This window comes from Aeromicrobium erythreum (genome assembly GCF_001509405.1).
Lineage (GTDB): Bacteria > Actinomycetota > Actinomycetes > Propionibacteriales > Nocardioidaceae > Aeromicrobium > Aeromicrobium erythreum.
In genome coordinates this window covers 778,762-801,458 of the sequence record NZ_CP011502.1, presented here as the reverse complement: position 1 = coordinate 801,458, position 22,697 = coordinate 778,762, and the positions used below count along the sequence as shown (strand labels likewise).

Here is a 22,697-nt window from a genome sequence, read left to right as displayed (position 1 = left end):
AAACGTCAGCGCGCCTGCTTGACCCACCGGCTCCAGTCGTCCTGCGGTGCGTAGCCGCACGCGCGCCACAGGCCACGGCCCTCCTCGTTGTCGTCGAGGACCATGGCGCAGACGCGCTCGGCCCCGAGACGGCGCAGGCGCTCCTCCGCGAGCTCGACCATGCGACGACCCAGGCCCTGGCCACGGCACGCCGGGTCGACGGCGAGGCGGTAGAGGTTGGCGCGCCAGCCGTCCCAACCGCCGATGATCGTGGCGACGACCCGGCCGTCCAGCTCGGCGAGCAGGACGGCCTCCGGGTCGTGCTCGACCAGGGCGTGCACGAGGTCGGGGCGGTCGTCCGGCCGCGAGGCGTTCTCACCTGCGCGCGACCAGAGCTCGAGGAGGTCGTCCACGTCGGCCGCGGTGGCGTTCCGCACGCTCACGTCGTCCATGGCCCGACCCTGCCACAGCCGTCCGCAGCGTCCAGGCCCGAGCCCGGACGCCACGCCCCGCGTCTCGACGCACGAGGGCCCCGCGACCGACTGGTCACGGGGCCCTCGTGCAGAGGCTCAGTGGAAGAAGTGCCGGGTGCCCGTGACGTACATCGTGACGCCCGCAGCCTGGGCCGCCGCGATGGTCTCGTCGTCGCGCATCGACCCGCCGGGCTGGACGATCGCCCGCACCCCGGCGTCGATGAGGATCTGCGGGCCGTCGGCGAACGGGAAGAAGGCGTCGGACGCGGCCACGGAGCCACGGGCGCGGTCCTCCCCGGCCCGCTCCACGGCCAGGCGGCAGGAGTCGACCCGGTTGACCTGACCCATGCCGATGCCCACGGAGGCACCGCCGTGGGCCAGCAGGATGGCGTTCGACTTGACCGCGCGCACGGCGGTCCAGGCGAAGGCGAGGTCGGCGAGCGTGGCCTCGTCGGCCGGCTCCCCCGCCACGAGCGTCCAGCCGGACACGTCGTCGCCCGGCGCGTCGACCAGGTCGCGCTGCTGGGCGAGCGCGCCGCCGGAGATCTCGCGCACCTCGCGCGTGGCGCGGTCGGCACCTTCGGCGCGCAGGATGCGGATGTTCTTCTTGCCCTGCAGCACCTCGACGGCCCCCGGCTCGTAGTCGGGCGCGACGACGACCTCGGTGAAGACCTCGGCGACCTGCTCGGCCATCGCGACCGAGACGGGCCGGTTGGTGGCGATCACGCCGCCGAACGCCGAGACCGGGTCGCAGGCGTGCGCGCGGGCGTGGGCCTCGGCCACGTCGGCGCCGACGGCGATCCCGCACGGGTTGGCGTGCTTGATGATCGCGACCGCGGGCGCGTCGTGGTCGTAGGCGGCGCGCCGCGCGGCGTCGGTGTCGACGTAGTTGTTGTAGCTCATCTCCTTGCCGTGCAGCTGCTCGGCGGCGGCCAGGCCGCCGGTGCCGTCGCTGTACAGCGCCGCACCCTGGTGCGGGTTCTCCCCGTAGCGCAGGACCGCCTGGCGCTGCAGCGCCGTGCCCGCGAAGGCGGGCCAGTCGCCGTCGGCCGACCCCTCGCCCGCTCCCCCGGCGGCGAACCACTCGGCGACGGCCACGTCGTAGGCAGCGGTGTGCGCGAACGCCTGGGCGGCGAGCCGGCGACGCTGCTCCAGCGTGAAGCCGCCGGCGGCCAGCGCGGCCTCGACGTCGCCGTACGCGTCGGGCGACGTCACGATGGCCACGCTCGGGTGGTTCTTGGCCGCGGCCCGCACCATCGACGGACCGCCGATGTCGATCTGCTCGACGCACTCGTCGGGCGTCGCACCCGAGGCGACCGTCTCGCGGAACGGGTAGAGGTTGACGACGACCAGGTCGAACGGCTCGACGCCGAGCTCGGCGAGCTGCGCCACGTGGGCCTCGAGGCGCGTGTCGGCGAGGATGCCGGCGTGCACCCGCGGGTGGAGCGTCTTCACGCGTCCGTCGAGGCACTCGGGGAAGCCGGTCACCTCCTCGACGGGCGTCACCGGCACGCCTGCGGCCTCGATCGTGCGGGCCGTCGAGCCCGTGGAGACGAGGGACACGCCGGCCGCGTGCAGCGCACGGGCGAGGTCCTCCAGTCCGGTCTTGTCGTACACCGAGACGAGGGCGCGCTGGATCGGTCGAGTGCTCATGCGGGGTCTCCGAGCGTGAGGGTGCGGTCGGTCAGGGTGAAGCCGCGCCGGGCCAGCTCGCCGACGGAGTCGACGAGCATGCGGCGCTCGCTGGTCTTGATGCGTTCGTGGAGGGAGGCGACGTCGTCGTCGGGCAGCACCTGCACCGCCACCTGCGCGACGATCGGGCCGGTGTCGACACCCGCGTCGACGACGAACAGGGTCGCGCCGGTGATCTTGACGCCGTACTCCAGGGCGTCGCGCGGGCCGTGCATGCCGGGGAACGACGGCGACAGCGCGGGGTGGGTGTTCAGCGTCCGGCCACCGAAGCGTCCGAGGAAGTGCGGACCGGCCAGCTTCATGAACCCGGCGAGGACGACCAGGTCGGGCTCGTGCGCCGCCACCTGGGCGGTCAGGGCGGCGTCCCAGGCCTCGCGGTCCGGGTGGTCCGCGAGCTTCTCGACGAACGTCGGGATCGCGGCCCGTTCCGCCCGCGCGAGGCCCTCGATGCCGTCACGGTCGGCACCGACGGCGACGACCTCGGCGCCGTAGGCCGGGTCAGCCGTCGCGTCGATCAGCGCCTGGAGGTTGGTGCCGGAGCCGGAGACGAGGACGACGAGTCGGGCGCGCGTCGGCGTCGGGCTCGGGGCGGAGGGCACGGGCGTCACGATAGTGCGCCGCGAGCGCGCCGAGCGCACCGCCCACGGCCATCACGGGCACGGCGACCAGCAGCGGTGTCAGGGCGGGCGGCCCTGCGTCGGCCAGTCGTCCGGGACCGACGGCACCGCCGGACGCGCCGACCAGCACGCCGACCACGACGCCACCCGCCGCACCTGCGGCGAGACCGAGCAGGCTGCGGCCCAGCACCGGCCGGTCGGACAGTCCGAACGGCGCCTCGGCACCGGCGCGCACGGTCCAGCCGGCGACGAGACCGGCGAGCACCGGGACGAGTCCCAGCACCACGACCCAGTCGCCGAAGGTGCCGGGAGACGGCAGCGCGGCCAGGACCGGCAGCCCCGGGACGGGGCCGAGCTGGGCACCCGCGAGGTCGACGGACGTCTGCGTCCCCAGCACGAACCCGGGCCCGAGCAGCACCGAGGCGGTCCAGGCGACCATCGTCGGCACCGCGAGCAGGCAGATCGCGGCCAGGGCGGGGGTGCCCGAGGCGCCCGGGTCGAGCAGGGCCCACAGCTGTCCGGCGCGCTCGACGTGGCGCACGAGCAGCGTCACCACGACGACGCCCGCCGCGGCGAGCAGCACGGCCGCGCCGCGCGCGCCGGCGGAGACCGCGCCGCGCACCTCCGGACGTCGCCAGGGCGCGGGCCAGAGGTCGCCGGCCCGTCCGTGGTGCATCGTCGCGCCCAGCGCCGCCGACACCCCCGTCACGACGAAGACCGCGGCCGCGGCGCGTGCCGGGTTGACGACGATCTCCGGCGTGCTCGAGACGCTCGCGAGCACTGCGGCCACCACGCCGCTCGTCCCCGCGACGGTGGCCGCGAAGGCACCCGGCGACTCGACGGGTGCCGGGGTCATCGCCCGCGCGACCCGCGCCGTGAGAGCACCGCAGAGCAGCACGCCGCCGAGCGGCACGAGGCCCAGGGTCGCGCCCTGCAGCTCGATGCCCGCACCCTGCAGCACGAGCCACGACCGGGCGCCGGTGCGCAGCGCCGACACCAGCCCGACCCCCGCCAGGAGGGCCACGCCGGACCCGACGACGAGCGCGACGAGCGCCGAGACCCCGGCGGTGAGGACACCCGGACGCAGGGGTGGGGTCGTGACGGTCGAGTTCACCCGACCATCCTCCCGGTAAGGTCATGACGTTCCGACCAGCCACGCCGACATCCCCGAGGAGGCAGCTCGATGACCCGCGCCGACGAGTTCACGAGCTTCTACGAGGCCACCTCCGCCACCTGCCTGCGTGCCGTGTACGCCATGTCCGGCGACCGTCAGGTGGCCCAGGAGGCCACGGTCGACGCCTACCGACGGGCCTGGCGGAACTGGACGAAGATCCGTCAGCGCGACCCGCTCGCCTACGTGCGGACGGAGGCGTGGAAGCTCACCGCCGTCAGCCGCGGCACCCACCCGCTGCGCCGTCGCCACGAGGAGGACGCCGACACCGCGCTGCTCGACGCGCTGCACGACCTCCCCGTCGACGACCGCCGGCTGATCGTGCTGCTGACCCTCGGCGACACCGACCTCGACCAGGCCTCGCGCGAGGTGGGCGTCGGCGCCGAGGAGGGCATCGAGGTCGTCACGACCGCTCTCGACGGCCTCGAGCGGCGGCTGGGGCTCTCGCTGGAGGAGCTCGAGACCCGCCTGAAGGCGCTCGGGTCGGTCACCGGCCAGCTGAGCATGCCCGCGGCCGACGAGGTGCGCACGACCGCGCGCCGCGGCGGTCAGCGCAACACGGTGCTGCTGGTGGCCGCCGCCGTCCTCGCCGTCCTGGCCGGCGGCCTCGTCGCGACCGACGGCGACGCGCTCGCGACCCAGGCCCGGCTGCCGTACCGCGAGAAGCTCGGCGCCGAGCGGCCCGACCTCGTCCTCGAGGCCCGGGAGATCACCGCCGACAACCTCCTGACGACCCGTCAGGTGGCCGGCATCGACGTGACCCGACGCTGGGCCTCCGAGGGCACCGACGAGGACCCCACCAACACCACGCCCTACGCGACCTGCCCGCCGCAGCGCTACGCCGACCCCGACCCGCTGCGCGTCTTCGTCCGCACCTTCACGGCCAGCGGTGGCGACGACGACCGCGTCGCGGAGTCGATCGAGGTCTCGCGCAACGACGCGGCCGCGGCGAGGGCGTACGAGACGACGCTCGGCTGGTACGCCGGCTGCAGCCATCCGCGTGTCCAGCTCGTCGGGTCGTTCGTGGTCAAGCGCCCGTTCGGCGACTTCCAGATCCTGCGGCTGCGCTCGCACCGGTCGCCGCAGAAGGTCTTCACCGTCGGGCTCGCGCACTCCGGCCGCGTCACGAGCACGCTCGTGCACGAGCGCACCGGCGACGCGGGCCCCGACATCGACGCGTTCGCGACGACCCTCAACGCCTCGATCCAGCGCGTCTGCCGCGACAGCGGCGGCCGGTGCAGCGACGACATCGAGGTCGTCGACGCCCTGCCTCCGAAGACGTCGGGCGCGCCCGGGTTCCTCGACACGGTCGACCTCCCACCGGTCGCCGACATCGACAAGGTCTGGTCGGGCACCAAGCCGCTGCAGACCCGCAACAACCCGGCGGCCACCCAGTGCGGCGACGCCAGCTTCCGGCGCAAGGGGCTGGACAGCACCGCGTCGCGCGTGTTCGTCATCCCCGACGCCGTGGGCGTCCCTGCCGAGTTCGGCGTGACCGAGACGGTCGGCACCTACGACGAGGACGGCCAGGCCCGCAGCCTCGCCGACGACATCGCGCAGGACATCGACGACTGCCCCGACGAGAACCTCTCGGCCAAGGTCGGCCAGCGCAGCACGATCAAGGGCGACGGGTTCTCGGGCCGCTCCTGGCGGATCAGCGTCGAGGTCTCCGACGGCAAGCGCCAGGTGATCCGCACGGGCGTCGTGCGCCGCGGCAAGTCGGTCGCGCAGGTGACGATGACGCCGGTCGGCGACTACGACGTCGACCAGCGGGCTTGGGAATCGCTCGTGCGCCGCGCCGGCGAGCGCCTCGCCTACGCCGAGGACCGCTGACCCGTCTCCTCCCCCGCAGGTGCGGCTTCGTGATCGCGATCTGACCCTGCTGCGTCGTCGTCTGCCTCTGCCTCCGGCTCCGGCTCTAGCTCTGGCCGGACGGTGCCCCGCAACGTGCACGGGCCCCGACCTCACGAGGAGGTCGGGGCCCGGGCGGGGCGGACGCGGACGTCAGCCGTTGAGGATCTCGCGCATCAGGGCGGCGGTCTCGGACGGCGTCTTGCCGACCTTGACGCCGGCGGCCTCGAGGGCCTCCTTCTTGCCCTGGGCCGTGCCCGCACCGTCGGAGACGATGGCGCCGGCGTGGCCCATGGTCTTGCCCTCCGGCGCGGTGAAGCCGGCCACGTAGCCGACGACCGGCTTGGTGACGTTCGCCTGGATGTAGGCGGCCGCCTTCTCCTCCGCGTCGCCACCGATCTCGCCGATCATGACGATCGCCTTCGTCTCGGGGTCGTTCTCGAAGGCCTCGAGCGCGTCGATGTGCGTGGTGCCGATGATCGGGTCGCCGCCGATGCCGATGGCGGTCGAGAAGCCGAAGTCGCGCAGCTCGAACATCATCTGGTAGGTCAGCGTGCCCGACTTCGAGACCAGGCCGATCGGGCCCTTGCCGGCGATGTTGGCGGGCGTGATGCCGGCCAGCGCCTCGCCCGGCGTGATGATGCCGGGGCAGTTCGGGCCGATGATGCGCGTCTTCTTACCCTGGGCGTAGGCCCAGAACTCGGCGGAGTCCTGGACCGGCACGCCCTCGGTGATGATGACGAGCAGACCGATCTCGGCGTCGATGGCCTCGATGACGGCGTCCTTGGTGAACGCCGGCGGGACGAACGCGACGGAGACGTCGGCGCCCGTCTTCTCGATGGCCTCGGCGACCGAGCCGAAGACGGGCAGCTCCACCTCGGCGCCGGAGGCGTCGGTGTGGGTGACGGTCGTACCGGCCTTGCGGGCGTTGACACCGCCCACGACGTTCGTGCCGGCCGCCAGCATGCGGGCGGTGTGCTTGGAGCCCTCGCCGCCGGTGATGCCCTGGACGATGACCTTGGAGTCCTTGGTCAGGAAGATCGACATGTCAGCCCCTTCAGCCGTTCGCCAGCTCGGCGGCCTTGTCGGCCGCTCCGTCCATCGTGTCCACCTGGGTGACGAGCGGGTGGTCCAGCTCGTTCAGGATGGCGCGACCCTCGTCGACGTTGTTGCCGTCGAGACGGACCACGAGCGGCTTGGTGGCGTTGTCGCCCAGCAGCTCGAGCGCGCCCTTGATGCCGTTCGCCACGGCGTCGCACGACGTGATGCCGCCGAAGACGTTGACGAACACGCTCTTGACCTGCGGGTCGCCGAGGATGACGTCGAGACCGTCGGCCATGACCTGCGCCGAGGCGCCGCCACCGATGTCGAGGAAGTTGGCCGGCTTGACCGAGCCGTGCTTCTCGCCGGCGTAGGCGACGACGTCGAGGGTGCTCATGACCAGGCCCGCGCCGTTGCCGATGATGCCGACCTCGCCGTCGAGCTTGACGTAGTTGAGGCCCTTCTCCTTGGCCTTCGCCTCGAGCGGGTCCGCCTCCTCGTGGATGACGAACTCCTCGTGCTCGGCGTGGCGCACCTCCGAGGCGTTGTCGTCGAGCGACACCTTGCCGTCGAGAGCCTCGAGCTTGTCGCCCTCGAGACGGGCGAGCGGGTTGACCTCGACGAGGGTGGCGTCCTCCTCGACGAAGACCTTCCAGAGCGACTGGACCATGGCGACGGCCTGGTCGGCGAGCTCGGCCGGGAACTTGGCCTCCTCGACGATCGCGCGGGCCTTGGCCTCGTCGACACCGGCACCGGCGTCGATCGGGATCTGGCGGACGGCCTCGGGGTTGGTCTTGGCGACCTCCTCGATCTCCACACCACCCTCGACGCTCGCGATGCACAGGTAGCTGCGGTTCGAGCGGTCCAGCAGGAAGGAGAAGTAGTACTCCTCGACCGGGGGCGTGGCCGGCGTGACGAGCACGCGGTTGACCGTCAGGCCCTTGATCTCCATGCCGAGGATGTTCGACGCGTGCTCGTAGGCCTCGTCGGCGGTCTTGGCGATCTTGACGCCGCCGGCCTTGCCGCGGCCGCCGGCCTTGACCTGCGCCTTGATCACGGTGACGCCGCCGAGCTCCTCGGCGGCAGCCTTGGCCTCGTCGGCGGTCGTGACGACCTTGCCGAGCGTCGTCGCGACGCCGTGCTTGGCGAAGAGCTCCTTCGCCTGGTATTCCATCAGATCCACGGTGATGACCGTCCTTGGTTCGTCCAGGGTCCTCTGAGGTAGGTCAGAGCCTCTCGGGACTCTAGCCTCTGTGGGAGGGGAACGGGCGGCGGGGTGCGTCACACCTGGCAGGGGTGACGGCGGCCACGCGCCTGTCCTGCCAATCAGTGCGGCGGCAGCACCTCGAGCGCGACGTCGTCGATCCCGAGGTCGGCGAGCGCGGCCCTGAGTGCCTGCGCGGCCGTGTCGCCGGCGACCACGACCACCCGGCCGGCGTCCTCGGCGCGCACCACCCAGGCGGTCGCGACGGGCTCGCTGCCGCCGAGGTAGACGACCTCGTCGCCGTCCGCGCTCGCCGCTCGGGCGTGGCGCAGCGCGAGCTCCTCGGAGGCACCGCTCAGGTCGGCAACCACGACTCGTGGGATCGGCATCCCGAGATCGTCCCGCACGGCGGTGTTCCTCCTCACAACCACCCCCGCGACACGCCCGGAACGACGGGGAGGGCGTCGTCGGTCTCCAGGTTCCTCCTTGACCATGACCTCCTGTCCTCTAGACTCGACAGGTCCCGCCCCGTGCATCGCTGGAGGTCTCTGCGTGTCATCACCTGCGCCCAAACGTCGACTCGACGTCAGGCAGCAGACGCCGCGCGACTCCGTCGGCGGCCGTCGGGCGGCTGTCCGTCCCCGCCGTCGCAAGACCAGCCTGCGTCTCACGCCGGCTGCCGCGGGTGCCGTCGCCCTCGTGATGGCCGGGATCGGCGCAGCAGCGCTGTCCCCGCGTGCCGACCAGGGCTCGCTCGACTCCGGCTACCAGACGATCTCGGCGAGCTACACCGGCTCCCAGGGCGTCGACGTGACGCCCGAGATCGACGAGGCGACGCTGGCCCGCCAGACCGAGCAGCAGGCCTCGCAGAAGCTGAAGGTCGACGGCGAGCTGCGCGACAAGGCGCAGAACGTCGCCGATGAGTACAAGTCGAACCAGTGGGTGCTGCCGGTCACCGGCTACGCGCTGACCGCGCGGTTCGGCCAGTCCAGCTCGCTGTGGGCCCGTGTGCACACCGGCCTGGACTTCGCGGGCCCGTCGGGCTCGACGATCGTCTCGGTCGCGGCCGGTACGGTGACCGACACGAGCTACGCGGGCGCCTACGGCAACCGCACCGTCGTCACCCTCGACGACGGCACCGAGATCTGGTACTGCCACCAGAGCCGCATCGTCGCCACCCCCGGTGAGCGCGTGCGCGCCGGTCAGACGATCGGCTACACCGGCTCGACCGGCAACGTGACCGGCCCCCACCTCCACCTCGAGGTGCGCCCCGGTGGCGGCGAGCCGATCGACCCCGAGATCGCGCTGCGCGAGCACGGCGTCACGCCGTAGCCCCACCCCGACCTGACGACGCCCCCGGCCAGCGGCCGGGGGCGTCGTGCGTCGTGGCGGCTACAGCTTCTCGACCGGGGCGTAGCGCAGCAGCAGGCGCTTGACGCCCTGCGAGCCGAAGTCGACGCTGGCGACCGCGTTGTCGCCCTGGCCGTCGAGCGCGACGACGGTGCCGAGGCCGAAGCTGTCGTGCGTGACCCGGTCGCCCGGGGTCAGCGACGGCACCGCGCGCTTGCGCTGCGAGCGTGCCGCGGCCGCCTTGGCCGTGAACGCCTGACCGCGACCGCCGCCGCTGGAGGAGCCACCACCGCCGATGGAGGGTGCGCGGGTCCACGCCGTCGGCGACTGTCCCTCCCGGCGCCAGTCGAGCAGGTGGGCGGGGATCTCGTCGAGGAACCGCGACGCCGGGTTGTACGACGGCGCACCCCAGGCCGCACGGCTCATCGCCCGGGTGACGTAGAGCCGTTCGCGGGCGCGGGTGATGCCGACGTAGGCGAGGCGTCGCTCCTCCTGCAGCTCGGTCGCGTCGCCGAGCGCGCGCAGGTGGGGGAACACGCCGTCCTCGAGCCCGGTGAGGAAGACGACGGGGAACTCCAGCCCCTTGGCGGTGTGCAGCGTCATCAGCGTGACCATGCCGTCGCCCTCGTCGGGGATCGAGTCGGCGTCGGCGACGAGCGCGACCTGCTCGAGGAACGCCTCGAGGGAGCCGCTCGTCAGGTCGGCCTCCTCGCGGCCGCTCTCCTCGTCGGAGACGGTGGACGCGTTGACGACGTACTCGCGCGCGACGGCGACGAGCTCGGCGAGGTTCTCCACGCGGGTCTCGTCCTGCGGGTCCTTGCTGTCCTCGAGCGCGGAGAGGTAGCCGCTGCGGGTGAGGGCGGCCTCGAGCACGACGTCGGCGGGCTCGCCCGAGAGCGCGAGCTCGCGGAGCTCGGCCATCGTGGCGGCGAAGGCCTGCACGGCCTTGAGGGAGCGGGGGGCGAGGTCGCCGGTCTCCTCGGCGCGCTGGAGGGCGTCCCAGAAGGAGATCTGCTCGCGTGCGGCGAACCGCTCGACGGCGGCCTGCGCGCCGTCGCCGATGCCACGCTTCGGCTCGTTGACGATGCGCCGCAGCGACACGGCGTCGCGCGGGTTGACCAGCGCCCGGACGTAGGCGAGGGCGTCCTTGATCTCCTTGCGCTCGTAGAAGCGCACACCGCCGACCACCCGGTAGGGCAGCCCCACGCGGATGAAGACCTCCTCGAACACCCGGGACTGGGCGTTGGTGCGGTAGAAGATGGCGACGTCGGACGGCTTCGCGTCGCCGGCGTCGGTGAGCCGGTCGACCTCGTCGGCGATGAACTGCGCCTCGTCGCGCTCGTCGTCGCCGACGTAGCCGACGACCCGCTCGCCGTCGCCGGCCGCCGACCACAGCTTCTTGTCCTTGCGGCCCTCGTTGCGGCTGATGACCGCGTTGGCGGCGTTGAGGATGGTCTGCGTCGAGCGGTAGTTCTGCTCCAGCAGGACGGTGGACGCGGCGGGGTAGTCCTGCTCGAACTCCAGGATGTTGCGGATGTTCGCGCCGCGGAAGGCGTAGATGGACTGGTCGGAGTCGCCGACGACCATGAGGTCGAGGTCGGGGTCGGTCTCGGGGTCGCAGAGCTCCCGCACGAGCGCGTACTGGGCGTGGTTGGTGTCCTGGTACTCGTCGACGAGCACGTGCCGGAACCGACGCCGGTACGTCTCGCGCACCTCGGGGAAGGCCTGGAACAGGTGGACGGTCTGCATGATGAGGTCGTCGAAGTCCATGGCGTTGGCCGCCCGGAGTCGCTGCTGGTAGAGCCGGTAGGCCTCGGCGTAGAGCTCCTCGGTGCCGTTGGTGGCGCGACCGCCGGCCGACTCGTGGTCGACGAGCTCGTTCTTGAGGTTCGAGACCCAGTGCAGCACGGCGCGCGGGTTGACCTGCTTGGGGTCCAACCCCATGTCCTTGCAGACCAGGGTCATGAGACGTCGGGAGTCGGCGGCGTCGTAGATGCTGAACGTCGAGGTGTAGCCGAACCGGTTGGCCTCGCGCCTCAGGATGCGCACGCACGAGGAGTGGAACGTGCTCACCCACATGGCACGCGACGGGCCGCCGACGAGCTCGGCGACACGCTCGCGCATCTCGGCGGCCGCCTTGTTGGTGAAGGTGATCGCCAGGATCGAGCCCGGGTGGGCGCCGCGGGCGGAGATCAGCCAGGCGATGCGCCGCGTGAGCACCCGCGTCTTGCCCGACCCGGCTCCCGCGACCACCAGCACCGGCCCCGGCTCGTGGGAGACCGCGGCCCGTTGGGCGTCGTTCAGCCCCTCCAGGAGCGTCTCGGAGCGGGCGGCGCGGCGGGTGCGGGCCGCTGCCACCGGGCTCGGGTCGGAGTCGTCCGAGGACGACGAGGGGCGGGCACCGGCGGGCACGGGAAAGGGCGACGTCATGACCGGTCCAGCCTAGTCGGCGGGCCCGACAGCGCCGCGCGCGGCGACGACGTCCTGCTGTGCGTCTACCGACAGGCGGGCTGGGGTGCGGCTACCCGCAGGTTCTCCGCCGTCGGGTTGATCTCGATCCGGAAGTCGAGCCCGTCCTCCGCGGCCGATCGTGCCAGTCGGTCCACGGCTGCGTCCCCCGTGTCGCCGAGGACCTCGGGGTCGATCTCGACGTGGTCCAGGCGGCCGCTGTAGATCGCGACCCGCGCCTCGACCGGCTCGTCGGCCCGCTCGCCCTCGAGCTCGATCGGTCGGACCGCGCCGAGCACGAGTGCCACAGCCACGCGAGCCGGCACCTGCACGGTGACGACCTGGCCGTCGTCGTTGCTGAGCTCGGTGGCCTTGGACGCCTCGAACAGGTCGGCGAGCGGCCACCCGGGGTCGACCTCGTCCGAGCCGGGACGTGCCGCGAACGTGCCCGCCGCGTCGGTCCGGCTCCAGCAGCCACTGACTCTCCCGCCCTCGGAGAGCACCGTGGTCCACACGGCGTCGTCCACGACCCGCACCTGCGTGGGACCGTCGGCCTCTGTCGTGAACGTCGCAGCGGCCACGCCCAGCGACCGGTCCCAGAGGACCGCCGTGACCACCCCTTCGTTGGCCTTGGGCTCCCCGTCGAGCACCCGCACCGCGAACGCGCCCTCGTTGAGCGCCAGCTGCTTCCGGACGGCAGCGTCGAGCACAGCCTGGGCCTGCTCGGCCTGGGGCGGGGCGGAGGGAGCGGCGGAGCGCTCGTCCTCCGCGTCGGTCTCCGCGCCGCACCCGGCGAGCAGGACCGCGGCGAGCGCGACGGCGGGACGGGCGAGCAACGCGGTCCTGGTCATGGCGTGAGCGTAGGGGTCGCGGCGCGGCGGCGGGCCGAAACTGTCACAACCAGTTGCACGTCACCCGCATGCCCGTGCCACGGGACGCCGTCGGGGACCTCGTCGGGGCGATGTCGGGTGCGGGTGCGCGTGGCAGGATGCCGACGTGATCGCGCTCGAGATCGACCCCGACGCCACCGAACCGCCGTTCGAGCAGGTGCGGCGGCAGGTGGCCGCAGCCGCCGCCGACGGCTCGCTGCCGCCGGGGCACCGGCTGCCGACCGTGCGCGCGCTCGCCGCCGACCTGGGTCTGGCCGTCAACACCGTCGCCCGGGCCTACCGCGAGCTGGAGGCCGACGGGGTCGTGGAGACGCAAGGTCGGCGCGGCACGTTCGTGACGGCACCGGTCGCCCTCGACGGCGCCACCCGCGCGGCGGTCGAGCAGGTGGTCGCGGACGCACGGCGCGCCGGCCTCTCGCGCGACCAGGTGGTCCGCCTGGTCGAGGAGGTGTGGGGCGCGTGAGCGACCTGGCCGACGTGACCATCAGGCTCGCCCGCGAACGGGACCTCGACGAGCTGACCGACCTCTGGGAGCGGGCGGCTCGGACGAGCCACGGCTTCATGGCCGACCACGACTTCACCGACGCCCACCCCTACCTGCGCGACGCGCTGCTGCCGTCGATGGACGTCTGGGTCGCCGAGCGCGCCGGCCGCCCCCTCGGCCTCGCCGGGTGCCGGGGCACCCACCTGGAGCTGCTGTACGTCGAGCCCGAGGTGCACGGCACGGGCATCGGCACCCTCCTGCTCGACCACGTCGCCCCCACCAGCGTCGAGGTGTACGCCGGCAACGCGCACGGCCTCGGCTTCTACACGTCACACGGCTTCCGCACCCTGCGCACCCACACCACCGACGCCTTCGGCCGCCCCTTCCCCGTCGTGCACCTGGTGCGCGAGCTGTCCTGAGCCTGCGTGACCTTGCTGGTGCGGTGGCTGCGGGGGTCGTGACCTTGCTGGTGCGCTGCCGCAGGGGGTCTGGGCTCGGTGGTGCGCCGCCGCAGGAGGTCTGTGCTTGCCGGTGCGCTGCCTCGGCCTTCGCTGGGGGTGGGCTCCGAAAGGGCCTCGACCGGCAGCGGGCCTGGAGGTGGTCTGGGGTCTCGGGGTCTGGTCTGGGCTCTCGGGTGGCGCACGATTCTTCGTTTCTGCGTTCTCGGGCCAGGGTTCTGCGTTGGCGCGTCCTATCGGTGGATCTGCAACCGCAGGAGCGCCTCTGCGGTTGATGATCCACCGATAGAGGGCTGAGCGTCAGAAGGATGCTGCCTTTGTGTGGAACGGTCCGCGCAAAGGCAGAATCTTGCGTCCCCCCAACGCAAAGGGCACCCAAGATTCTGCATTCGTGCGTCCACCCCGGCACCAACCCGCAGCCCGAGACCCCAGACCAGCGCGGATGCCAGCCGCCCGGTCGAGGCCCTTTCGGAGACCACCCCCAGCGAACGCTGAGGTAGCGCACCAGCGGGTCGAGACCTCCTGCGGCGGCGCACCAGCAGGTCGAGGCCCCCTACGGCAGCGCACCAGCAAGGTCGCGACGACCGCAGCCAGCGCACCAGCGGGACCAGCCCGAACTCTCCCCTACTGCCCCGACTCGTTCGGGTCGCGCCAGGTGCGCTCGAAGGGCAGGCGCCACGCGCGGGGGGCGATGAGCTGGTGCACGGCGTTGGGACCCCACGTGCCGACGGGGTAGGGGCGGACGGGCGGTGGGTCGTCGAGGAGGGGCTGGGAGACCTCCCAGAGCCGCTCGATGCCCTCCGCGGTGGTGAACAGCGTCCGCTCCCCCTTCATCGCGTCGAGGATGAGCCGCTCGTAGGCCTCCAGCACCTCCCCCGCCCGTGCGGTGTCCTGCATCGCGAACTGCATCGACAGCTTGTCCAGCCGCAGGCCGGGGCCGGGGCGCTTGCCGTAGAACGACAGCGACAGGCGGGAGGAGTCGGCGAGGTCGAAGGTGAGGTGGTCCGGGCCCGACAGCCCGACGCCCGACCCGGCCGGGAACATCGACTTCGGCGGCTCGCGGAAGGCGATGGAGATGATCCGCGCGCCCTGGGCCATCTGCTTCCCGGTGCGCAGGTAGAACGGCACGCCCGCCCAGCGCCAGTTGTCGATCTGCGCGCGCAGCGCCACGAACGTCTCCGTCTCGGAGTCGTGGGAGACGCCCTCCTCCTCGCGGTACCCCTGGTACTGGCCTCGCACGACGTCGGAGGGGCGCAGCGGCAGCATCGAGCGGAAGACCTTGTTCTTCTCCTCGCTGATCGAGCTGGAGTCCAGCGACGTGGGCGGCTCCATCGCCATGAACGCGAGGATCTGGAACAGGTGGGTCACCACCATGTCCTTGAACGCGCCCGTGCCCTCGTAGAACCCGGCCCGCCCCGACACCGACAGCGTCTCCGGCACGTCGATCTGCACGTGGTCGATGAAGGTGCGGTTCCAGATCGGCTCGAACAGCCCGTTCGCGAACCGGAACGCCAGGATGTTGAGCGCGGCCTCCTTGCCGAGGAAGTGGTCGATGCGGAAGATCTGGTCCTCGTCGAACACCTCGTGGATGCGGGCGTTCAGGGCTCGGGCGCTCTCGAGGTCGGTGCCGAACGGCTTCTCCATGATGATCCGCGACCGCTCGACCAGGCCCGCCTCGTCGAGGGTGCGGACGACGTCGACCGCGGCCCTCGGCGGCACGCTCAGGTAGTGAAGCCGGCGCGGGGCACCACCCAGCTCCTCCTCCAGCCGGCCCGCGACCTCCGCGAGCCGCGCGGGCCCGTCGGCGACGTTCACGTAGTGCAGCTTGGGCGCGAAGTCGTCCCACTCCTCCTCGGGCACCGGCCGTCCGAACTCGCGGCAGGCGTCCTGGGCGAAGCGACGGAAGCCGTCGTCGTCGAGGTCGTCCATCGAGACGGCGACGATCCGCGAGTCCGCTGCCAGCCTCGAGCGCAGCAGGTGCAGGATGCCGGGCAGCAGCTTGCGGCGGGCCAGGTCCCCCGTCGCGCCGAAGAGCACGATCAGGTGCGGGTCGCTCATGGGCCGAGGCTAGACCCGTCGCGTTGCGCCCGGGTGAACTCCGCGACCTCCTGCGACGCTCAGCGCGGGGGCTGCGGACCGCGTCGGGTCGCGGCGTACTCGGTGACGTCGAGACGGCCGAGCACGGTGTCGAGCACCTGGGAGTCGAAGCGTCCCTCGGACCGCAGGTCGAGGAGCGCCTCGCGCTGCTCCTCCAGCACGGCCCGCCGCAGGCGGACGAAGTCGCGGATCCGACGCTCGCGGTCCTCGCCGTCCTCCCCCGCCCACTCCCACTCCGCGGCGGGGGTGCGGCGGCGACGGACCTGCTCGACGGCCAGCGGGTCAAGCGCGCGGCCGTCGAGCCCCTCCTCGGCCGCCTCGGTGCAGCGGGCGTCGGCGACCTCGCCCATCGCCTCGAGGAGCGCGCGCAGCTGGGCCCGACGCTGCGGGGTCCGGTCGGACTCCGCACCGAGACCGCGCACCACCCAGGCCAACGTCCCGCCCTGGAGCAGCAGCGACACTCCCGCGACGCAGAACGCGGCGAGCACCAGCAGGCTGCGCTGGGCGGTGTCGGGCGGGAGGGTCTGCGCCGCCGCGAGCGTGATGACGCCGCGCATGCCCGCCCACACGAGCACGACGCCGTCGCGGGCTCCGAGCGGCTGCTCGGTGTAGAAGCTGACGTCGGCCTCGCGACGCCGGACGAGCTGCAGGGCCCGTTCGCGACGTCGCCGCGACAGGGTCTGGGCCTGCTCGGAGGCGAGGTACTCCCGGAACGAGGCCAGGCGTGGTGCGTGCCGTTGCACCGCGCGGCGTCCCCGGCGCAGCTCGAGCAGCAGCAGGGCCACCCAGAGGGCGCGTCCGACCCACAGCACGGCGAGCGTCGCGACGGTCACGACCGCGAGCCGGCTCCACGGCTGCCCCGAGTCGTCGAAGTCGGCGAGGAGCGGACGCAGCTCCAGGCCCATCACCAGGAAGACCGCGCCCTCGAGGAGGAACGCGATGGTGCGCCAGTTCACGGCCTCGGCGATGCGGTCGTCGGCGCGCAGCTCCACGAGCGAGCGCGACCCGATCACGAGCCCGGCGACCACCACGGCGACCAGGCCCGACCCGCCCAGGTGCTCCGACGGCGCGTACGCGAGGAACGGCACCACGAACGAGATGGAGGTGGCGACGGTGGCGTCCTCGACGAGCGAACGGACGAACAGGCTGACGACCGCCACGAGCACTCCGACGACGACGGCCACGCCGACGGCCTGCACGAAGTCGAGGCCCACGTGCCAGAACGACACCGAGGCGCCGGTGGCGGCCACGGCGGTGCGCAGCAGCACGAGCGCGGTCGCGTCGTTGAGCAGGCTCTCGCCGTCGAGCACGGTGACGAGCCGGGGCGCGACCCCCGTCCGGCGGACGATCGACGTCGCGACGGCGTCGGTCGGGCTGACGATCGCACCCAGCGCGAACGCCTCGGCGAACCCGATGCCGGGGATGAGCCGCGGCAGCAGCCAGCCCAGCGACAGCGCGGACACCAGGACCAGCACCACCGACAGGCCGCTGATGGCCTTGAAGTCGCGCCGGAAGTCCATGGCCGGCATGTTCACCGACGCCGCGTACAGCAGCGGCGGCAGCACGCCCGCGAGGATCGCCTCGGGGGGCACCTCGATGCGCGGCATGCCGGGCAGGAAGGAGATGCCGACGCCCGCGACGACGAGCAGCAGCGGCGCCGCGACCCCGATCCGCCCCGCGACCGACGTGACCGTGACGATGACGAGGACACCGGCGACGGCGAGGAGCAGGAGGTCCATGCGGACCATCGTGACACCGGCGACCCATGGCGCACGGTTCCCAGGACCGGACCCGCGGTGTGGGCCTACGATCCGACCATGCGTCGCCTCACTGTGCTGCTCGTGGTCGGCCTCCTGCTCGGAGCCTGCGCGCAGGACCCCGAGCCGCCGCGCTCCTTCCCCCCGATCGGCGAGCGCGTGTGGCAGCGCTTCGACGGCACGGGCTCGGTCAGCGAGACCGCCAGGACCAACGAGCCGGTGCGCGTCGTCAGCGTGCAGCTGGCCTGCACGGGCGACAGCGGCGACCAAGAGCTGACGGTCACGACACCGCTCGGCACGGCTGGACAACCGTGCCCCAACACCTCGCGGGACGGATCGATCAGCCAGAGCCTGGACGAGGCGACCGAGCCCTACCCTGCAGGCGCCCTCCCCGTTCGCGTGGACGCCCCCGACGGAGTTCGCTGGTCCGTCGCCGTGACCGTGAACGCGGGGGACGCGGCCGACATCGTTCCGTGACGCCGTCCCTCAGATCAGTCGTCGGTCGCTCGCCCACTTCGTGAGCTCGTGCCGGCTCGAGAGCTGCAGCTTGCGCAGCACGCTCGACACGTGGGTCTCGACGGTCTTGACGGAGATGAACAGCTCCTTCGCGACCTCCTTGTAGGCGTAGCCGCGGGCGATCAGGCGCATCACCTCACGCTCGCGCTCGGTGAGGCGGTCGAGGTCCTCGTCGACCTGCGCGACCTCGATGGTGCCGGCGAACGCGTCGAGCACGAAGCCGGCGAGCCGTGGGCTGAACACGGCGTCGCCGGACGCCACCCGGTGCAGGGCGTCGACGAGCTCGGCGCCGGAGATCGTCTTGGTCACGTACCCGCGGGCGCCGGCGCGGATGACGCCGATGACGTCCTCCGCGGCGTCGCTGACCGACAGGGCCAGGAAGCGCACCTCGGGCGCCTGCGGCAGCACGCGGCGGATCACCTCGGCCCCGCCGCCGCCCGGCATGTGCACGTCGAGCAGCACCACGTCGGGACGCGCGGCCAGCACGGCGGGCACGGCCGTGTCGACGTCCTCGGCCTCGCCCACCACGACGACGCCCGGGTCCTTCTGGAGCTCGGCGCGCACGCCCGTGCGGAACATGGCGTGGTCGTCGACCACCAGGACGTGCAGGGGACTCATCGGGGCTCCTCGGGGCCGGCGGCGGGCGGGGGGGACAGGGGCATGGTGAGCGCGACCTCGGTGCCGTCGGGGCCGCTGCGCACGCGGGCGGTCCCGCCGTGGTTCTCGACGCGACCGATGATCGAGCCGCGCACGCCCATCCGGTCGTCGGCGATCGCGTCGGGGTCGAAGCCCGTCCCGCGGTCGCGGACGTAGACCTCGACCACGCCCCGCCCGACCTCGGCGTACACGTCGACCCGGTCGACGCCGGCGTGCTTGGCCGCGTTGACGACCGCCTCCCGCGCGGCGCGGACCACCGCGACCAGGCCGGCGTCGAGCGGCACGTCGCCGACGACGACCAGCTCGACGGCGATCCGGTGCGTCTCCTCGACGTCGGCCCGCACGTCGCGCAGCGCCGCCGCCCACGAGTCGCCGGGCAGCTCCTCCTCGCCGTACAGCCACGACCGCAGCTCGCGCTCCTGGCGCCGGGCGAGGGTCGCGACCGCGGCCGGGTCGGACGCGTTCTTCTGCAGGAGCGCGAGGGTCTGCAGCACCGAGTCGTGCAGGTGGGCGGCGACGTCGGCACGCTCCTGCGAGCGGATCCGCTCGCGACGCTCGCTGCCGAGGTCGGTGACGAGCGAGACGATCCACGGGCCGAGCAGCAGCAGGAAGCCGAGGACGGCGACGAGCAGCGCGACGCCGACGTCGCCGACGCCGGACAGGCCCCGCTCCTGCGTGATGAGGTAGAGGACGCCGAAGCCGACCAGGGCGAGGCCGGCAGCGACGCGCAGCACGAACCCAGCACCGGTGGTGCGCGTGAACCACGACTGCCACGACGCGTCGTCGATCTGCCGCCACACGACGGCCACGCCGACCACCACGACGAGCAGCGGCAGCACGGGCGACAGGCCGAAGGGACCACCGCCGTGCACGAGCAGCAGCACCCCGGCACCCACGGCGACGACGGCCACCGTCTGCAGCACCTCGACCGGTCCGGGACGGCCGACGGGACGCAGCCCACGTCGGGTGGCCGACTCCAGGCCGGGCGACAGCTCGGGCCGGCGCAGCGGCAGGAACCTCCAGAGCAGCAGGTAGGCGACCACCCCGGCCCCGTTCAGCCAGGTGGTCACGACGAACCCGACCCGCACCCACAGCACCGGCACGTCGAGGTGCTCGGCCACGCCCGCGGCGACCCCGCCGACGACGCGCCGGTCGGCCGGGCGGAACGCTCGGCGGGCGGGGCGCGACGGCGCGACGGTCTGGCTCACCTCGGCATCGTCACACGCGCGCGTGAGCCGCCGCCACCAGGTGACACCCTCGCTCCACCCGGGTCCGCGCACCAGGGTCGGACCAGGGTCTCGCCCGATGGTGGTGGGCGCGGCCTCCGACCGACGATGGGTCCATGAGCACCACACCACCGTCCAGCGGACCCACCGGCCCCGACGTCGACTCCGGTTCCGGCACCGACGCCCGCACCGGTCCCGACCACGACACCGACGCACGGTTGCGCCGCAGCCTGCAGTCCGTGTCGTCCGTGCGTCGCTCCAGCGACGAACGTCTGGTCGCCGGGGTGTGCGGCGGGGTGGCCCGCCGCCTCGACGTCGACCCCGTCCTGGTGCGCGTGCTCGCCGTCGTGCTCTGCTTCGTGGGTCTCGCCGGCCTGATCCTCTACCTCGCCGGCTGGCTGCTGCTCCCGTCCGACGACGAGCCGCGCAGCCTCGTGGGCCACTGGTTCTCGCTCGGGTCGGCCGAGGCCCAGGTGCGCGACCTCGGTCTGGTCGTCGCGGCCGTCCTGGCGCTGCTGGCCGTGGTCGGCGACGGCGGCTGGGGGCTCGGCAGCAGCGGTCCGTTCTGGCTGCTCGTCGTGGTGGGCGTGCCGGTCGCCTTCGTCGTCTGGCTCGTGCGCCGCGGTGCCGCCGACGACACCCACGACACCCTCGGCCCCGACGGGCCGCCACCGGCACCGGTCTCCTCCCCCGGCGCCGCGTCCTCGACGGCCGAGTGGCCGGGTGACCCTGCGGGGACCGCTCGTCTCGACCTCGGCCCGACGTCGCCCCCGACCCCGCCGACCGAGCCGCGCCGCCAGGTCCGGCCCGAGCCGCCCCGCCGCCCACGTGAGCCCTACAGCTGGGTCCCGACGCTGCTGGGCCTCTCGCTCACGGCGATCGCCCTCGCCGTCCTGCGCCTCACCGTCGCCCCGGACTGGCCCGCGTACGTGGCGCTCGCGCTCACGACGCTCGGCGCGGTGCTCGTGCTGAGCACCTTCACGCGCGGCGGCGGACCGCTCGTCGTCCTCGGCGTGGCCCTCCTCCCGCTGCTCGCGCTCGCATCGGTGCTGCCCACCCTGCGGGTCGGCGAGCAGGTGGTGCGTCCCACCTCGGCGGCCCAGGTCCAGAGCGACTACGAGCACGGCGTCGGCCGGTTCGAGCTCGACCTCGACGCGGTCTCCGACCCCGACGACCTCGTGGGGCGCACGATCCGCGTGCGGGCCGGGATCGGCGAGACGTCCGTCTGGGTGCCCGAGGGCACCCCGGTGGTGGCCCGGGCCTCGGTCGACGCCGGGGACCTCGAGATCCTCGACACTCGACGCAGCGGCGTCGGCCAGCGGGTCGGACCGTCCGGCGGCTCCCACCCCGACGCCCTCACCATCGTCGTCGACCAGTCCCTCGGCCGCGTGGTGGTGGACGCGCGATGAACAGCCCCGCCCACGGTACGACGACCCACGACAGGAGCACCATGAGCGCCCCCGAGCCCGACCTCGACCCGACGAGCGCGACGAGCGCGACGACCACCAGCTCCCCTCGCCGCCGCGTCCACCCGTTCAACACGTTCTTCGGGCTGCTGTTCCTCGCGGCGGCCGGCTCGTGGCTGGCCGACGACCAGGGCTACCTCCAGGGCGTCGAGCTGGGCCGGTTGGTGGCCGTCGTCCTGATCGTGCTCGGCGGTCTCGGGCTGCTGGCCACGATCGTCGTGGGACGTCGCGCACGACGAGGCCGCCACCCGGTCCAGGAGCCGGTCCCGGACGACCTCTGAGACCTAGTGGCCCGCCAGCCACGCCTGGCGTGCCGCGACGGCCGTGGCGGCGTAGTCGGAGAAGACCCCGTCGACCCCGGCGTCGAAGAACGCCCGGTACTCCGCCGCGGCGTCGCCGGCGGCGGCACGGTCGGTGCTGGTGCGGAAGTCCGCGGGCAGGAAGTTGTTCTCGTCGCGCATCGTCCACACGTGCACGAGCAGCCCGGCCGCGTGGGCGCGGGCCACGAGCCCGGTCTCACCGTCGAGCCAGTGGCCCGTCCGCCGGGCGATCACGAGGGTCTTGTTGGGGCCGATCCCGTCGACGTGCTCGGCCAGCTCGGCCAACGCCGCGCCGGTCGTCAGGTCGGCGTAGCTGCGCGGGTCGCCGGTGGACTCGAGGTCCCAGGGTGCGCCCTTGCGGTCCATGAGCTGCACGAGCGTCAGCGGCGTGCGTGGGCGCAGACCGCGCAGGTTCCCGGTCTCCATCGACTGGACGACGACCGGCACGTCGGCGTCGGCGCGGTTGAGGTCGGCCCTCTCCAGCACGTCGAGCAGCAGGTCGTCGAGGTCGAGCCCGCGCTCGCGGAAGTAGCTCGGGTGCTTGGTCTCCACGTACACCCCGACCCGGCGGGGCGCCTGCCGCGCGATGTCGACCACCTCCTCGAGGGTGAGCACCTCCTCGGTGCCGGCGAGGGCGAGGTTCTGGGGCCGCAGCTGCGGAAGACGCTCGCGGACCCGGAGCGTCTTGACCTCGGCGAGCGTGAGGTCCTCGGTGAACCAGCCGCTCGTCCACACGCCGTCGACCCGCTTGGTGGTGCGCCGGTCGGCGAGCTCCGGGTGGTCGGCGACGTCGGTGGTGTGGCCGATCTCGTTCTCGTGCCGCACGACCAGGTGACCGTCGCGGGTGGCCACGACGTCGGGCTCGAGGTAGTCGGCGCCCTGCTCGATCGCGAGCAGGTACGACCCGCGCGTGTGCTCGAGCCGGTGGCCGGGCACGCCGCGGTGCCCGATGACCGTGGGGACGGGTGGCCAGGGGGCTGGACCGCTCATCGGCTCAAGG

General features: G+C 73.1%; 21 protein-coding genes. 7 read left to right on the top strand and 14 right to left on the bottom strand.

What is annotated here, in order from left to right; genetic code table 11:
* Window positions 1-5 precede the first annotated feature (5 nt).
* From Aeryth_RS03890 to Aeryth_RS03875, 4 genes are all read right to left on the bottom strand, one after another.
* Window positions 6-431, bottom strand: coding sequence for a GNAT family N-acetyltransferase (locus Aeryth_RS03890; RefSeq protein WP_067854884.1), 426 nt, complete (start codon window positions 429-431; stop codon window positions 6-8).
* A gap of 117 nt (window positions 432-548) precedes the next feature.
* Window positions 549-2,105, bottom strand: a complete 1,557-nt coding sequence (gene purH, locus Aeryth_RS03885) for a bifunctional phosphoribosylaminoimidazolecarboxamide formyltransferase/IMP cyclohydrolase (protein ID WP_067854881.1) — start codon at window positions 2,103-2,105, stop codon at window positions 549-551.
* Window positions 2,102-2,752, bottom strand: coding sequence for a phosphoribosylglycinamide formyltransferase (gene purN / locus Aeryth_RS03880; RefSeq protein ID WP_417864205.1), 651 nt, complete (start codon window positions 2,750-2,752; stop codon window positions 2,102-2,104). Before purN ends, purH begins: the two co-directional genes overlap by 4 nt.
* Complete coding sequence (locus Aeryth_RS03875; protein WP_067854875.1) at window positions 2,643-3,875, bottom strand: cell division protein PerM; 1,233 nt, start codon at window positions 3,873-3,875, stop codon at window positions 2,643-2,645. Before Aeryth_RS03875 ends, purN begins: the two co-directional genes overlap by 110 nt.
* Window positions 3,876-3,944: 69 nt before the next feature.
* On the opposite strand from Aeryth_RS03875, the gene Aeryth_RS03870 reads away from it, so the two are divergent.
* Complete coding sequence (locus tag Aeryth_RS03870) at window positions 3,945-5,765, top strand: SigE family RNA polymerase sigma factor (RefSeq protein ID WP_067854873.1); 1,821 nt, start codon at window positions 3,945-3,947, stop codon at window positions 5,763-5,765.
* A gap of 171 nt (window positions 5,766-5,936) precedes the next feature.
* Here Aeryth_RS03870 and sucD read toward each other — a convergent pair whose 3' ends face one another.
* The 3 genes from sucD to Aeryth_RS17820 form a co-directional block, all read right to left on the bottom strand.
* Window positions 5,937-6,830 (bottom strand): succinate--CoA ligase subunit alpha, encoded by an 894-nt coding sequence (gene sucD / locus Aeryth_RS03865; protein WP_067854870.1) that lies wholly within the window; start codon window positions 6,828-6,830, stop codon window positions 5,937-5,939.
* Window positions 6,831-6,840: 10 nt separating this feature from the next.
* On the bottom strand, window positions 6,841-8,007 hold the full coding sequence (gene sucC / locus Aeryth_RS03860; protein ID WP_067854868.1) for an ADP-forming succinate--CoA ligase subunit beta: 1,167 nt from the start codon (window positions 8,005-8,007) through the stop codon (window positions 6,841-6,843).
* Window positions 8,008-8,150: 143 nt separating this feature from the next.
* Window positions 8,151-8,417 (bottom strand): hypothetical protein, encoded by a 267-nt coding sequence (locus Aeryth_RS17820; RefSeq protein WP_067854865.1) that lies wholly within the window; start codon window positions 8,415-8,417, stop codon window positions 8,151-8,153.
* Between the two features lie 163 nt (window positions 8,418-8,580).
* Between Aeryth_RS17820 and Aeryth_RS03850 the strand changes: the two genes are divergently transcribed.
* Window positions 8,581-9,360 (top strand): M23 family metallopeptidase, encoded by a 780-nt coding sequence (locus Aeryth_RS03850; RefSeq protein WP_067854863.1) that lies wholly within the window; start codon window positions 8,581-8,583, stop codon window positions 9,358-9,360.
* A gap of 60 nt (window positions 9,361-9,420) precedes the next feature.
* Here the strand turns inward: Aeryth_RS03850 and pcrA are convergent, their stop codons facing one another.
* Complete coding sequence (pcrA, locus tag Aeryth_RS03845) at window positions 9,421-11,808, bottom strand: DNA helicase PcrA (RefSeq protein ID WP_083516236.1); 2,388 nt, start codon at window positions 11,806-11,808, stop codon at window positions 9,421-9,423.
* Between the two features lie 65 nt (window positions 11,809-11,873).
* A complete protein-coding gene (locus Aeryth_RS03840) occupies window positions 11,874-12,677 on the bottom strand; it encodes a hypothetical protein (protein WP_144433654.1) in 804 nt (267 codons plus the stop codon).
* Between the two features lie 145 nt (window positions 12,678-12,822).
* Here Aeryth_RS03840 and Aeryth_RS03835 point away from each other — a divergent pair, with 145 nt between their 5' ends.
* Together Aeryth_RS03835 and Aeryth_RS03830 are read left to right on the top strand one after the other, a co-directional pair.
* Window positions 12,823-13,179 (top strand): GntR family transcriptional regulator, encoded by a 357-nt coding sequence (locus Aeryth_RS03835; RefSeq protein ID WP_067854858.1) that lies wholly within the window; start codon window positions 12,823-12,825, stop codon window positions 13,177-13,179.
* Window positions 13,176-13,619, top strand: coding sequence for a GNAT family N-acetyltransferase (locus Aeryth_RS03830; protein ID WP_144433653.1), 444 nt, complete (start codon window positions 13,176-13,178; stop codon window positions 13,617-13,619). Before Aeryth_RS03835 ends, Aeryth_RS03830 begins: the two co-directional genes overlap by 4 nt.
* A 663-nt stretch (window positions 13,620-14,282) precedes the next feature.
* Here the strand turns inward: Aeryth_RS03830 and zwf are convergent.
* Both zwf and Aeryth_RS03820 read right to left on the bottom strand, forming a co-directional pair.
* On the bottom strand, window positions 14,283-15,716 hold the full coding sequence (gene zwf, locus Aeryth_RS03825; RefSeq protein WP_067854847.1) for a glucose-6-phosphate dehydrogenase: 1,434 nt from the start codon (window positions 15,714-15,716) through the stop codon (window positions 14,283-14,285).
* Between the two features lie 59 nt (window positions 15,717-15,775).
* On the bottom strand, window positions 15,776-17,494 hold the full coding sequence (locus tag Aeryth_RS03820; protein ID WP_067854845.1) for a cation:proton antiporter: 1,719 nt from the start codon (window positions 17,492-17,494) through the stop codon (window positions 15,776-15,778).
* A gap of 78 nt (window positions 17,495-17,572) precedes the next feature.
* On the opposite strand from Aeryth_RS03820, the gene Aeryth_RS03815 reads away from it, so the two are divergent.
* Window positions 17,573-17,989 (top strand): hypothetical protein, encoded by a 417-nt coding sequence (locus tag Aeryth_RS03815; RefSeq protein ID WP_144433652.1) that lies wholly within the window; start codon window positions 17,573-17,575, stop codon window positions 17,987-17,989.
* Window positions 17,990-17,998: 9 nt separating this feature from the next.
* Here the strand turns inward: Aeryth_RS03815 and Aeryth_RS03810 are convergent, their stop codons facing one another.
* A complete protein-coding gene (locus tag Aeryth_RS03810; protein WP_067854841.1) occupies window positions 17,999-18,646 on the bottom strand; it encodes a response regulator in 648 nt (215 codons plus the stop codon).
* Window positions 18,643-19,893: an ATP-binding protein gene (locus Aeryth_RS03805; protein WP_067854839.1), complete on the bottom strand. Its 1,251-nt coding sequence runs from the start codon at window positions 19,891-19,893 to the stop codon at window positions 18,643-18,645. The genes Aeryth_RS03810 and Aeryth_RS03805 overlap by 4 nt, the downstream gene beginning before the upstream one ends.
* Window positions 19,894-20,027: 134 nt before the next feature.
* Between Aeryth_RS03805 and Aeryth_RS03800 the strand changes: the two genes are divergently transcribed.
* Together Aeryth_RS03800 and Aeryth_RS03795 are read left to right on the top strand one after the other, a co-directional pair.
* A complete protein-coding gene (locus Aeryth_RS03800) occupies window positions 20,028-21,320 on the top strand; it encodes a PspC domain-containing protein (protein ID WP_067854836.1) in 1,293 nt (430 codons plus the stop codon).
* Between the two features lie 41 nt (window positions 21,321-21,361).
* Window positions 21,362-21,658, top strand: coding sequence for a hypothetical protein (locus Aeryth_RS03795; RefSeq protein ID WP_067854833.1), 297 nt, complete (start codon window positions 21,362-21,364; stop codon window positions 21,656-21,658).
* A gap of 3 nt (window positions 21,659-21,661) precedes the next feature.
* Here the strand turns inward: Aeryth_RS03795 and Aeryth_RS03790 are convergent, their stop codons facing one another.
* Complete coding sequence (locus tag Aeryth_RS03790) at window positions 21,662-22,687, bottom strand: glycerophosphodiester phosphodiesterase family protein (RefSeq protein ID WP_083516235.1); 1,026 nt, start codon at window positions 22,685-22,687, stop codon at window positions 21,662-21,664.
* Window positions 22,688-22,697 lie beyond the last annotated feature (10 nt).

What these genes read in the sequence shown, in the direction of transcription:
- Aeryth_RS03890 (WP_067854884.1), bottom strand. Translation starts at nt 431, where the DNA reads ATGGACGACGTGAGCGTGCGGAACGCCACCGCGGCCGACGTGGACGAC.
- purH (WP_067854881.1), bottom strand. Translation starts at nt 2,105, where the DNA reads ATGAGCACTCGACCGATCCAGCGCGCCCTCGTCTCGGTGTACGACAAG.
- Aeryth_RS03870 (WP_067854873.1), top strand. Translation starts at nt 3,945, where the DNA reads ATGACCCGCGCCGACGAGTTCACGAGCTTCTACGAGGCCACCTCCGCC.
- sucD (WP_067854870.1), bottom strand. Translation starts at nt 6,830, where the DNA reads ATGTCGATCTTCCTGACCAAGGACTCCAAGGTCATCGTCCAGGGCATC.
- Aeryth_RS17820 (WP_067854865.1), bottom strand. Translation starts at nt 8,417, where the DNA reads ATGCCGATCCCACGAGTCGTGGTTGCCGACCTGAGCGGTGCCTCCGAG.
- pcrA (WP_083516236.1), bottom strand. Translation starts at nt 11,808, where the DNA reads ATGACGTCGCCCTTTCCCGTGCCCGCCGGTGCCCGCCCCTCGTCGTCC.
- Aeryth_RS03840 (WP_144433654.1), bottom strand. Translation starts at nt 12,677, where the DNA reads ATGACCAGGACCGCGTTGCTCGCCCGTCCCGCCGTCGCGCTCGCCGCG.
- zwf (WP_067854847.1), bottom strand. Translation starts at nt 15,716, where the DNA reads ATGAGCGACCCGCACCTGATCGTGCTCTTCGGCGCGACGGGGGACCTG.
- Aeryth_RS03820 (WP_067854845.1), bottom strand. Translation starts at nt 17,494, where the DNA reads ATGGACCTCCTGCTCCTCGCCGTCGCCGGTGTCCTCGTCATCGTCACG.
- Aeryth_RS03815 (WP_144433652.1), top strand. Translation starts at nt 17,573, where the DNA reads ATGCGTCGCCTCACTGTGCTGCTCGTGGTCGGCCTCCTGCTCGGAGCC.
- Aeryth_RS03810 (WP_067854841.1), bottom strand. Translation starts at nt 18,646, where the DNA reads ATGAGTCCCCTGCACGTCCTGGTGGTCGACGACCACGCCATGTTCCGC.
- Aeryth_RS03800 (WP_067854836.1), top strand. Translation starts at nt 20,028, where the DNA reads ATGAGCACCACACCACCGTCCAGCGGACCCACCGGCCCCGACGTCGAC.
- Aeryth_RS03795 (WP_067854833.1), top strand. Translation starts at nt 21,362, where the DNA reads ATGAGCGCCCCCGAGCCCGACCTCGACCCGACGAGCGCGACGAGCGCG.
- Aeryth_RS03790 (WP_083516235.1), bottom strand. Translation starts at nt 22,687, where the DNA reads ATGAGCGGTCCAGCCCCCTGGCCACCCGTCCCCACGGTCATCGGGCAC.